A 10,563-nucleotide genomic window follows, 5' to 3' on the forward strand; every position below is an offset into this window, starting at 1 on the left:
CTCCTGCGCCATGCGATCTCCCGCCGCATTCCGAATCTCCCCTTCGAGGAACACCCGTCGCTCGGCCACCTTCGCGGTGTAGAGATTGTCGATCTCGGCCAGTTCGGCCTTCTTCGCATCGGTCAGTTTCACGGCCGGCTCCTTCGCCGCGAGGCGCTCCATCGAAAGTTCGTAAGCGGATTTCATGGCGTCACCTTGCTCGGACGTTCGCGCGAAATGAAGCCTCTTTCCGCTTTGCCCGTTTGCCCGCGCCCCTCAAAGTGACGCCCGATGGCCACCGATCTCCGACTCATCAGCACCGATTTCGACGGCACCCTCATCCAGCCTCATTTCGACGGTCGCTGCCAGCCCGCGTTCGCCGCCGCCCTCGCCGATTTCAAAGCCGCCGGCGGCCATTGGGCGATCAACACCGGCCGTTCGCTCGAGCACATCATCGAGGGCGTCACCCTCTTCGCCGCCCCCTTCGAGCCCGACTACGTGCTCACCCACGAACGCGAGATCTGGCACCGCGATTCGGACGGCGTCTGGCGCGACTACGGCGACTGGAATCGGATCTGCCGCGAGCGCCATGCCGCACTCTTCCAGCAGGCAAAGGACATCTTCCGGCGCGTGCGCGAAGTCCTCGCCGGCGCGCACGACGTCAATCTCATCGAGGAAAATGGCGTCCCGAGCGGCCTCATCACCGCGGACGAAGCCGCCATGGATCGCGTCGCCGCCCTCCTCGATTCCCTCCGCGGCGAAGTGCCCGACTTCCATTACCAGCGCAACACGATCTACCTGCGCTTCTGCCACGCCGCCTACGACAAGGGGACCGCCCTGGCCGAACTTTGCCGCATCGCCGGATTCGCCCGGGAGGAAGTCTTCGCCTCCGGAGATCACTACAACGACCTCCCGATGCTCGACGGCCGCTTCGCCGCGCACGTCGCCTGTCCCGCCAACGCGATTCCCGAGGTGAAATCCGCCGTCCTCGCCGCCGGCGGCGCCGTGGCGAGTGCCTCGTTCGGCGACGGCACCGCCGAGGCTCTCGTCGCCGTCCGACGGGAAATTAGCCAAAAAAAACCGGCGGCCGTTTCATGACGACCGCCGGAAAACTAAGAGAGTCTTTTCCTGAAGGAAGAGCTGCGACGCTTCACTTACGCCGCTTTGTAAGCATAACGAGCCTCTCCAACCTTCGAGATCTCGGGAAGCTTCTTGCCCGTGGTGCTGAACCACACGTGCACGTTCTGGTTCTTCACTCCGAGCGTGGACGAAATATCTTTTACCGAGATCCCTTCAGGGCCGGCCGCAGAAAGCAGCTTGATGATGTCGCCCTTGAGCGCACCGCGCTTGCCCGTCGATGCAGGCTTGGCGGCCTTGGGAGCTTTGGGAGCTTTCGCAGCCTTGGGGGCCTTTTCCTTTTTGACCTTGGGAGCCTTCGCGGCGGCCTTGCCGGGAGGACGTCCGCGGCGCTTGCCGGCCGCCGGAGCGGCCTTTGCCACAGGCGCCTTGCCCATGCCAAGACCGGAAATACGCGCGTCGATCGCTTCGACCTGCTTGTGCAAAGCGGCCTTCAACTCGCTGAGTTTGAGGAGTTCACGAAGAAGGGCCGGTGTTAGTTTGGAAAGATCCATGGCTGATAACTAATCAGGACTTAGCATTTTGCAAAGCACTATTTAATGATTATTCAATGAGTCTAATTCCCGACATTTCGGCCTGGACCTTCGACCTCGACGAGGACGCCGGCCCTCCTTGCCTTGATTCCGTCGAGGAAATGCGCGCAAACGGCATCTCCAACCCATTGATGCGCAGTCGTTACCAGAGAACACGCTCCCTCGTCCGCCGCGTTCTCGCCGAACGCCTCGGCCTCTCGCCGCTGGAAATTCCGCTCGAGATTGCCCCCGGCGGCAAGCCTCAGCTAACACCTCCCGCCAATCTCCATTTTTCGATTTCCCACTCCCGGAACTTTCTCGTAATCGCCGTTTCCCCGGTTCCCATCGGCGTCGACATCGAGCTTCTTCGACCACGCGACAATACCCGCGCCCTCGCGGAACGTTTCTTTTCGAAAAACGATTTCGCCACGCTCGAAGGCCTGCCTCCGGCGCAGGTCGACGAGGCGTTTCTGCATCAGTGGGTTGCCAAGGAAGCCGCGCTCAAGGCCGCTGGAATCGGCCTCGGCGACGCCCTGCGCCACGCGGAGTGCCAGTTCAAGGACCGCTCGATTCACGCCGTTTCCTGGCCGGGTCACTGCGCGAAAGTCACCCCGTTCACGCGTCCCGGGGGCATCGTGGGAGCCTTTGCCTGGTTCGGAGAAGAAGCGGCCGACATCCGCTGGATGAACGGAGTCGTCGGTATTAGTTAAGCGGAAAAACTCTCTCCGCAGGAGCAATGGGCGACGGCATTGGGATTCGTCACCTTGAACCCTCCCTTTTGCAGGTCGTCACTAAAGTCGAGTTCCGAGCCGCTCACAAACAGGGCGCTCTTCGGATCGATCACCACGCGCACCGCGCTGGACTCCACCATGATGTCGCGATTTGCCGGGCCATCCACGAGGTCCATCTTGTATTGAAGTCCGGAGCAGCCGCCGCCAATCACCGCGACGCGGAGCGCCCCGTGCTCGGCCCGCCCCTGCCGCTCCAGAAGACCACGCAGCTTTTTGCTGGCCGCTTCGGTGATGCGGATCAGCTTTTCGTTGCCCATTCGATATTGAACGGCGGACTCCGTGGCGGCGGTCATGGGTTTCCACGCTACCCGCAAGCCGACGTCGCATCAAGCGGTCGCTGCAACGTCCCAGACGATCATTAGGATGCGCTTTCAGGAAATTCTCTCACAACGTCTCTCGCGGCGGTGCGATTGCGAAACCTCGGAAACTGGTGCATAAGGATGTCGTCTCACGTGGCGGCCGGCCGGCTCCCGGAGGTCTCCCTCATCTCATGCGAATCATCCTGGCAGCCACCGGCGCAAGCGGCGCGATCTACCTGCAGCGTCTGCTCGACCATCTCGAGCGCGATGGCGGCCACGAGCTTCATCTCGTCCTGAGCGCCTACGCCCGGCAGGTCGTGAAGGAGGAACTCGGCGCGCTGCGGTTGCCGGCGGGCGTCGTCGAGCACTCCGACAAATCGATGAATGCCCCGTTCGCCAGCGGCTCGGCGAAGTTCGACGCGATGGTCGTCGTGCCCTGCTCGATGGGCACGCTCGGACGGATCGCCGCAGGCACCAGCGAGTCCCTCATTCTCCGCGCCGCGGACGTCTTCCTTAAAGAACGGCGGACGCTGATCCTCGTGCCCCGCGAGACGCCATGGAACCTCATCCACGCGCGCAATGCCGTCACCGTGCTCGAGGCCGGGGCGCGGCTGCTGCCAGCGATGCCGTCGTTTTACAGCCGCCCCGAGACGCTCGAAGCCGCGACGGACACCGTCGTGTGGCGCATTCTCGACCAGCTTGGAATCGAAGCGCCGAATGCCTGTCGCTGGCGGGAGCCCATTTCGGACTGAGTTTCCTCTGGGGCGAATTTCCGAGAACGACCATCGACAGTTCTCGGTGCGATAGATAGTATTCCAGCGCTCCTCCGGGCAAAGCCACGGCTCAAGCTGCCGGAGCAAAAGATGTCGTGAAGCCTGACCTTCAAAACTCAGTCGGCCTGAACGCCGCCCAACTCCGCCGGATTCTCAGAGAACCGGAGTTCTTCCAACTCGTCTTCAACGCCCTGCCGCTCCAGATCGCCGTGAAGAGCACGCGCGAGGAAAACTTCGGCGAGTTTCTGCTTTGGAACCGCGTGGCGGAAGAGTGGACCGGATTGAGCGCGGCCGAGGTGATCGGGAAGAACGATTACGATTTCTTTCCCCGCGAGCAGGCGGATTTTTTCATCGAGAAGGATCGCGAGGTCGTGCGCACCGGGCAGTCGGTCGACATCCCCGAAGAGCTCATCCAGACTCGCACCCGCGGCCCTCGCCATCTGCACACGATCAAGACGCCGATCTTCGACGAGACCGGCGAACCTCTCGCCTTGCTGGCCGTCTCGGAGGACATCACCGACCGCAAGCGGACCGCGGACGAACTCACGACCGCACTGCGTCGCCTCGGCGAGGAGCGCAATCTTTTCCAGTCCCTCCTGAATCACCTCCCCGTTTGCGCCTTCGCCAAGAGCGCGCTCCCGGAGAACTTCGGGACGTATATTCTCTGGAATCGCGTGATGGAGGAACTTCACGGCAAGCCGGCCGGAGAGGTGCTCGGGCATACGACAAGGGGAGCGTTCGATGCCAGGACCGCGGAGATTTTCGATCGTCAGGATCGCGAGGCGATCGAGACCGGCAAGGTCGTGGAGGTGCCGCTGCAGGCCGTGGAATACGCCCGCGCCGGAAAGCGACTCGTGCGGGCGATCAAGGCGCCCGTTTTTGCCGATGACGGCTCGCCGATGGCCGTCGTCGGGATCGCCGAGGACATCACGGATCGCATTCACAGCGAAGCCGAGCGTGCCCGGGCGACGGACATGCTGCGACAGGTGACGAACCGCGTGCCCGGCGCCATCTATCAACTCATCCAAACCCCCGCCGGCATTTGGAAATTCACCTACGTGAGCGATCGCATGGAGGAAGTGCTGGGCGTGCCCAATGCCGACCTCCTGACAAACGCCCACCCGGCCTTCGAATGCGTGATCGAGGCGGACAGGCCCCGGGTCTTCGCCGCGATCGACCAGGCGCGCGCCACGCACTCGGTCCTCCAGATCGATTTTCGGATTCAACGGCGGGACGACGGCCGTCTTCGCTGGCTCGAAATCAACTCACTGCCCCAGCCGCACGAAGAAGGCACGATGTGGTTCGGCTTCGTCACCGACGTCACGGAGCGCCAGTGTGCCGAGGAGGCCCTGCGCGAGAGCGAGGAGCGGTGGAACCTCGCCCTGGCCGGCACCGAGGCCGGCGTGTGGGATTGGAATCTCCGCACCGGCGCCCTGTTCTACTCAGCCCGCTGGCAGGAATTGTTCGGCTATTCCGACGCGAAACTTCCTCCGACCGCCCGCGACCTTCTCGACCTCGTCCATCCCGACGATCGCTCCCGGGTGCGCAGCAGCACCATCGATCTCCTGCGCCGGCGCTCCGAACTTTTCCGCTGCGAATACCGCATGCGCCGCAACGATGGCAGTTACGTCTGGATCCTCGCCCACGCGAAGGCCCACTTCGATCCCGAGGGCAACGCGACGCGAATGATCGGCACGCTCATCGACATCACCGCCCGCAAGAATATCGAGGCCCAGCTCGTCGAGGCAAAGATCGCCGCCGAGAACGCGAATCGCGCAAAGGGCGACTTCCTCGCGATGATGAGCCACGAGATTCGCACGCCGCTCAATGGCGTCCTCGGCTTCACCGAATTGCTCGCAACCACCGCGCTCCAGCCGACCCAGAGCGAATATCTGCACACCATTCGCGACAGCGGCTCGAATCTCCTGCACGTGCTCAACGACATCCTCGATTACTCCAAGATCGAGTCGGGCAAGCTCACGCTGGAGAACCAACCAACATCCCTCGCCGAGCTCATTCATGCCGCCACCGAGACCTTCCGGGCCAAGGCCGCCGAGCGTAATCTCGAGCTCACCTCCGAAGTGGCCCCCGGCGCGCCCGCCATCGTCGTCGTCGACGCCCTGCGGCTGCGTCAAATCCTCGCGAACCTCATCAGCAACGCCATCAAGTTCACCACCACGGGCTCCGTCCGCGTCCGCGCCGAGGTCGCTCCCGAAAGAGCCTCGGAAGGATTCGCCGCACTCCGCTTCACGGTGGCCGACAGCGGCATCGGCATCTCTCACGACGACCTTCCGCGACTCTTCGAGCCCTTCGAGCAGCTCGATATCTCGATGGCACGCCGCTTCGGCGGCACCGGCCTCGGCCTATCCATCGTGCATCGCCTCGTCGGCATGATGGGGGGAAAAATCTCCGCCACGAGCGAGCCTGGGCAGGGAACCACCTTCACGATCGACCTCACGCTGCCCGTCCGCGACGGGAAAGCCGCCGAGACCAGGCCCGCCGCCGAGGAATCCGCGAAGGCCAGCCGCCAGGCCGCCATCCTGCTGGTCGACGACCACGCCGTGAACCGCCGCCTTGCCCGGTTGATGCTGCAGCGTCTCGGCCACGAGCCAGTCGAGGCCGCCGACGGCGAACAGGCGGTCGAACTCGCCGCCGCGAAAACCTACGACGTCATCTTCATGGACATCCAGATGCCCGGCATGGATGGCTACGAAGCCGCGCGGCTGATCCGCAATATTTCGCCAGACACTTTCATCGTCGCCCTCACCGCACACGCGCTTTCGGCGGACCGCGAGCGCTCCGCCGAGAGCGGCATGCACGCACACCTCACCAAACCCGTCCGCATGGACGATCTCCGCGCCGTGCTTGCCGAGCAATCGGCTCGGGCTTTCAAAAATCAGGACATCGGTTAGAGTGCGCCGATGATTCGCCGCCGCTCCGCGCCCGGGTGGGTCGCCAGCGTGGCGGCCGGCGGGTTGGCCGTCTGCACCGCGCTCGCCGCACCCGTCAGCTTCTCCTTCAAGAAACAGAGCGATTGGGGCCAGGGATTTGTCGGCGAGGTCGCTTTGAAAAATACCTCGGGCGACGACGTCAAGGACTGGCGCATCCGCTTCACGCTGTCGCAGGACATCAAGAGCCTCTGGGGCGCAAAAATTCTCCAGCACGAGGGCGATACCTACCTGCTCGGCCCCGAAGATTATGCCAGGCAGATCCGCCCCGGCAGTCAGATTGTCTTCGGGTTCCAGGCGATGCCAGGCAACAGCGAGGGTCCGCAAAACGTGCTTTTCCAGCCGCTCATCGCCGGAGAGGCCCCGGCGGGAAACGAAGCCACCACGGAGAGCGGCGTCACCCAGAAGCCCATCTACGCCGGCTCGCCAAACGTGAAGGCCTCCACCGCCGGCACCGAAGTGCGCTTCCGCATCGTGTCCGACTGGGGCAGCGGCTACCAGGCCGACGTGACGATCCGAAACACCGGCGACAAGCCCATCCCCGCGTGGTCGCTGCAATTCTCGCTCCCCGGCCGCATCACCGGCATGTGGAACGCCCGCATCGCCTCGATCTCGGGCGACACCGTCACGATCAACGCCGCGGACTACAATCGCACCATCCCACCCGGCGGCGAGGTTAGCTTCGGCCTGCTCGGCGCCCCCGGCGGCATCGTCGGCGGCCCGAAGAACATCGCCTTCAACGAAACCGCCGCCCCCGTTTCACCCCTTCCCACCGAGCCGCCCGTGACCCCATCGCAACCCTCCGCCCCCGGTGAATTCCCTTCCGCCGTTCACACGCCACTGCCGGGCATCCCGCACACGTTCAACTACGCCGAGGCCCTGCAAAAATCGCTTTACTTCTACGACGCCCAGCGCTCCGGTCCGCTGCCGCAGAACTTCCGCGTCAGCTGGCGCGGCGATTCTGGATTGCAGGACGGCGCCGATGTCGGTGTCGACCTCACCGGCGGTTACTACGACGCGGGCGACGGCGTGAAATTCGGCCTGCCGATGGCTGGCGCGATGACCCTTCTCGCCTGGGGCGGCATCGAATTCCAACCCGGATACGAAAAGAGCGAGCAATGGGGCGCGCTCCTCGATGCCGTGCGCTGGGGCACCGACTGGCTGATGAAGGCCCACGCCGCGCCCGATGTCTTCTACGGGCAGGTCGGCCGCGGCGACCTCGACCACGCGTATTGGGGGCCTCCGGAGGAAATGTCGATGCCGCGCCCCGCCTTCAAGATCGACTCCGACCACCCCGGCAGCGACCTCGCCGGCGAAGCCGCCGCCGCCCTCGCCGCGGCCGCGATCCTGTTCAAACAATCCGACGCCGACTACGCCGCGCGCTGCCTCGATCACGCCCGCCAGCTCTTCGCCTTTGCCGATGCCCGGCGCGACGTTTACAGCAACTCGATCGACGACGCCCGCGCCTACTACAATTCCTTCAGCGGCTATCAGGACGAACTCGCCTGGGCCGCCGCATGGCTCGCAAAAGCCACCGGAGAATCGCGCTACCTCGCCACCGCCGAGCGCATCTACCACGACGCCCTCGCGAAGACCGACTGGCACGGCACGCAATCCTGGGACGACAAGAAATACGGCGTCGCCGTCCTCCTCGCCCAGCTCACGGGCAAGCCCGAATACTTCGAGCAGGTCAACCGCTGGCTGAATTTCTGGACCGTCGGTCAGGACGGCCAGCGCGTGAAGACGACCCCCGGCGGCCTCGCCTGGCTCGACCAGTGGGGCTCCCTCCGCTACGCCGCGAACACCGCCTTCCTCGCCCTCGTCTACGCGGCCACGCCGGGCGTGAAACACGCGGACCGCTACCGCGAGTTCGCCACCCGCCAGATCCGCTACATCCTCGGCGACAATCCCCGCCGCAGCAGCTACGTCGTCGGCTTCGGCAGCAATCCGCCCCAACGCCCGCACCACCGCGCGGCCTCCGGCGTCACGAACGTCGGCGACCCCGGCCCCAATCGCCACATTCTCTACGGCGCCCTCGTCGGCGGCCCCAGCGCGCCAAGCGACGACGCCTACGTCGACGACCGCGGGAACTACATCACGAACGAAGTGGCCCTCGACTACAACGCAGGCTTCACCGGCGCCCTCGCCGCTCTCGCCGAGGAACCCGGCGGCAAACCCCTCGACGCCTTCCCACCTCCGAACCGTTAGACTTCCATGGCCAACAACGTCCTCGGCACCCCGCTCGAATGCTGCTGTGCGAATCCCGCCACCGGCTTCTACCGCGACGGCTACTGCCATACCGGCCCGGGCGATCACGGCCTGCACACCGTCTGCGTGCAGGTCACCGAGGAGTTCCTGCGCTTCTCCTACGAACGCGGCAACGATCTCGTGACGCCGCACGAGGAATGGCAGTTTCCCGGCCTGCAACCCGGCGACCAATGGTGCCTCTGCGTCGAGCGCTGGGCCGAGGCCCTCGAGGCCGGCGTCGCTCCGCCCGTGCGCCTTCACGCCACCCATGCCTCGGCGCTCGAGTTCGTCACGCTCGAAGACCTCACCGCCCACGCCGTGGACGCCTGACCCCTCCCGCCGCATGCGCGTCATCGTCATTGGAGCCGGAGCTGCCGGGCTGTGCGCCGCGGATGCCCTCGTCGCCGCCGGGCACGACGCCGAGATTTTCGAGGCCTCGGACCACATCGGCGGCCGCGTGCGTTCGCTGGAGGGCTTCGCCGACGTGCCCATCGAGCTCGGCGCCGAGGAAGTCCACGGTCCCGACAATCCCGTCGCCGACGCCGCCCGCGCCCTCGGCATGGAAATGGTCCACCACGTCACGATGGACGACATGCTGCGGCTCGACGGCGCCCTCCTTTCGCTCGACCAGGCCCAGGCCGATCCCGACGTGCGCCGCGCCTTCGACGTCATCGACTCGCTCGGCGATTACCGCGGCGAGAACTGGAGCGCCGAGGAATACCTCGTTCGCGCGCATTTTCCCCGCCGCGCCTGGCATTACCTCGACTCGCGGCTCGGCGTCGAGCACGGCACCACGCTCGACCGTCTCGCCATGCGCGGCTTTGCCGCCTACCAGCGCGGCTGGGAAGCCCGCGAGACGAACTACACCCTTCGCGGCCGCTACCTCGATCTTTTCGACCCCATTCTCGCTCGCCTCGACGGCCGCATCCGCCTCAACACACCCGTCTCCGCGATCGAGTGGGGCGACACTCCCCGCGTGCGCCTGCAAAACAGCGGCGAACACCCCGCCGACGCCATCGTCGTCACCGTCCCGCTCACCATCCTCCGCGAGCGGCTCATCCACTTTTCTCCGCAGCTTCCTCCGGAAAAAATCGCCGCCGCCGACTCCATCGGCATGGACACCGGCATGAAGATCATCCTCAAGTTCAAGCACCGCTTCTGGGAGGACAGCATGTATTTCCTGCACACCGACGGCTTCCTTCCGCAGTTCTGGACGTCGTGCAAAGGCAAGTCCGCCACCGCTCACGTGCTCACGGCCTTTGTCGGCGGCGCCCGCGCCGAGGCGCTCGACAACATGAGCGTCGATCCCGTGCGCTTCGCCCTCGAGGAGCTCGACGAAGTCTTCGGCGCAAGGATTGCCTCCCGCTCGTTCGAACGCGGCCTCATCGCCGACTGGGGCGCCGACCCATGGATCCGCGGCCTCTACAGCTATCCAACGCCGCAGACCACCGAAACCGTCCGCGAAGCTCTCGCCCGTCCGCTCGCCGGCAAAATTTTCTTCGCCGGCGAGGCCACGAACACTCTCGGCGCCAGCGGCACCGTGCATGGCGCGATGGAAACCGGCTGGCGCGCCGCCGCCGAGGTGCGGGCCGCACTGGAATAACCGCCGCGCTGCGATATTTTCCCGCATGGCCTCGTCCAAACCCATCGACTTCGAGATCCTGCCGCCCGCGAAGGACCGCGACGTCCCCGATCTCTCCCGCCTCATCGCCTGGTTGCTCGACGACCTCATTCCCATTCCCGGCACGAAGCTCCGCATCGGGCTCGACCCCATCATCGGCCTCATTCCCGGGTTCGGCGACGGCTCCACCGCCGTCGTCTCGTCGATGATCCTGCTCCACGGCCTGCGCGCCGGCGTGCCGCGCATCGTCCTCGTG

11 protein-coding genes are annotated in these 10,563 nt (G+C 65.1%); 8 read left to right on the forward strand and 3 right to left on the reverse strand.

What is annotated here, in order from left to right:
* The coding region (locus tag VIM61_07090; GenBank protein ID HEY8900159.1) for a hypothetical protein at positions 1–186 on the reverse strand (186 nt) is incomplete at its 3' end.
* An 84-nt stretch (positions 187–270) separates the two neighbouring features.
* On the opposite strand from VIM61_07090, the gene VIM61_07095 reads away from it, so the two are divergent.
* The gene (locus VIM61_07095; protein ID HEY8900160.1) at positions 271–1,077 is read left to right on the forward strand and encodes an HAD hydrolase family protein; all 807 of its coding nucleotides are present in this window, start codon (positions 271–273) and stop codon (positions 1,075–1,077) included.
* 56 nt (positions 1,078–1,133) lie between these two features.
* Here the strand turns inward: VIM61_07095 and VIM61_07100 are convergent, their stop codons facing one another.
* On the reverse strand, positions 1,134–1,610 hold the full coding sequence (locus tag VIM61_07100) for a hypothetical protein (GenBank protein ID HEY8900161.1): 477 nt from the start codon (positions 1,608–1,610) through the stop codon (positions 1,134–1,136).
* Between the two features lie 56 nt (positions 1,611–1,666).
* Here VIM61_07100 and VIM61_07105 point away from each other — a divergent pair, with 56 nt between their 5' ends.
* Positions 1,667–2,338 carry a 4'-phosphopantetheinyl transferase superfamily protein gene (locus VIM61_07105; GenBank protein ID HEY8900162.1) on the forward strand — a complete coding sequence of 224 codons (672 nt, stop codon included), beginning with the start codon at positions 1,667–1,669 and terminating at the stop codon, positions 2,336–2,338.
* Here VIM61_07105 and VIM61_07110 read toward each other — a convergent pair.
* Positions 2,335–2,712, reverse strand: a complete 378-nt coding sequence (locus tag VIM61_07110; GenBank protein ID HEY8900163.1) for an iron-sulfur cluster assembly accessory protein — start codon at positions 2,710–2,712, stop codon at positions 2,335–2,337. The two genes, VIM61_07105 and VIM61_07110, sit on opposite strands and share 4 nt — an antisense overlap.
* A gap of 197 nt (positions 2,713–2,909) precedes the next feature.
* On the opposite strand from VIM61_07110, the gene VIM61_07115 reads away from it, so the two are divergent.
* The 6 genes from VIM61_07115 to VIM61_07140 all read left to right on the forward strand — a co-directional run.
* The gene (locus VIM61_07115; GenBank protein HEY8900164.1) at positions 2,910–3,470 is read left to right on the forward strand and encodes a UbiX family flavin prenyltransferase; all 561 of its coding nucleotides are present in this window, start codon (positions 2,910–2,912) and stop codon (positions 3,468–3,470) included.
* A gap of 116 nt (positions 3,471–3,586) precedes the next feature.
* Positions 3,587–6,403 carry a PAS domain S-box protein gene (locus VIM61_07120; protein HEY8900165.1) on the forward strand — a complete coding sequence of 939 codons (2,817 nt, stop codon included), beginning with the start codon at positions 3,587–3,589 and terminating at the stop codon, positions 6,401–6,403.
* A 9-nt stretch (positions 6,404–6,412) separates the two neighbouring features.
* Positions 6,413–8,647, forward strand: coding sequence for a glycoside hydrolase family 9 protein (locus tag VIM61_07125; protein HEY8900166.1), 2,235 nt, complete (start codon positions 6,413–6,415; stop codon positions 8,645–8,647).
* A 6-nt stretch (positions 8,648–8,653) separates the two neighbouring features.
* Complete coding sequence (locus VIM61_07130) at positions 8,654–9,016, forward strand: DUF2237 domain-containing protein (protein ID HEY8900167.1); 363 nt, start codon at positions 8,654–8,656, stop codon at positions 9,014–9,016.
* Between the two features lie 13 nt (positions 9,017–9,029).
* Complete coding sequence (locus tag VIM61_07135; protein ID HEY8900168.1) at positions 9,030–10,289, forward strand: NAD(P)/FAD-dependent oxidoreductase; 1,260 nt, start codon at positions 9,030–9,032, stop codon at positions 10,287–10,289.
* 25 nt (positions 10,290–10,314) lie between these two features.
* On the forward strand, positions 10,315–10,563 hold a 249-nt coding region (locus VIM61_07140; GenBank protein HEY8900169.1), incomplete at its 3' end, for a DUF4112 domain-containing protein.

It is taken from the genome of Chthoniobacterales bacterium (genome assembly GCA_036569045.1).
Lineage (GTDB): Bacteria > Verrucomicrobiota > Verrucomicrobiia > Chthoniobacterales > JAATET01 > JAATET01.

Excerpts from the sequence above, each read along its gene's own strand:
- VIM61_07105 (HEY8900162.1), top strand. The coding sequence starts at position 1,667 with ATGAGTCTAATTCCCGACATTTCGGCCTGGACCTTCGACCTCGACGAG.
- VIM61_07135 (HEY8900168.1), top strand. The coding sequence starts at position 9,030 with ATGCGCGTCATCGTCATTGGAGCCGGAGCTGCCGGGCTGTGCGCCGCG.
- VIM61_07115 (HEY8900164.1), top strand. The coding sequence starts at position 2,910 with ATGCGAATCATCCTGGCAGCCACCGGCGCAAGCGGCGCGATCTACCTG.
- VIM61_07125 (HEY8900166.1), top strand. The coding sequence starts at position 6,413 with ATGATTCGCCGCCGCTCCGCGCCCGGGTGGGTCGCCAGCGTGGCGGCC.
- VIM61_07100 (HEY8900161.1), bottom strand. The coding sequence starts at position 1,610 with ATGGATCTTTCCAAACTAACACCGGCCCTTCTTCGTGAACTCCTCAAA.
- VIM61_07110 (HEY8900163.1), bottom strand. The coding sequence starts at position 2,712 with ATGACCGCCGCCACGGAGTCCGCCGTTCAATATCGAATGGGCAACGAA.
- VIM61_07130 (HEY8900167.1), top strand. The coding sequence starts at position 8,654 with ATGGCCAACAACGTCCTCGGCACCCCGCTCGAATGCTGCTGTGCGAAT.
- VIM61_07095 (HEY8900160.1), top strand. The coding sequence starts at position 271 with ATGGCCACCGATCTCCGACTCATCAGCACCGATTTCGACGGCACCCTC.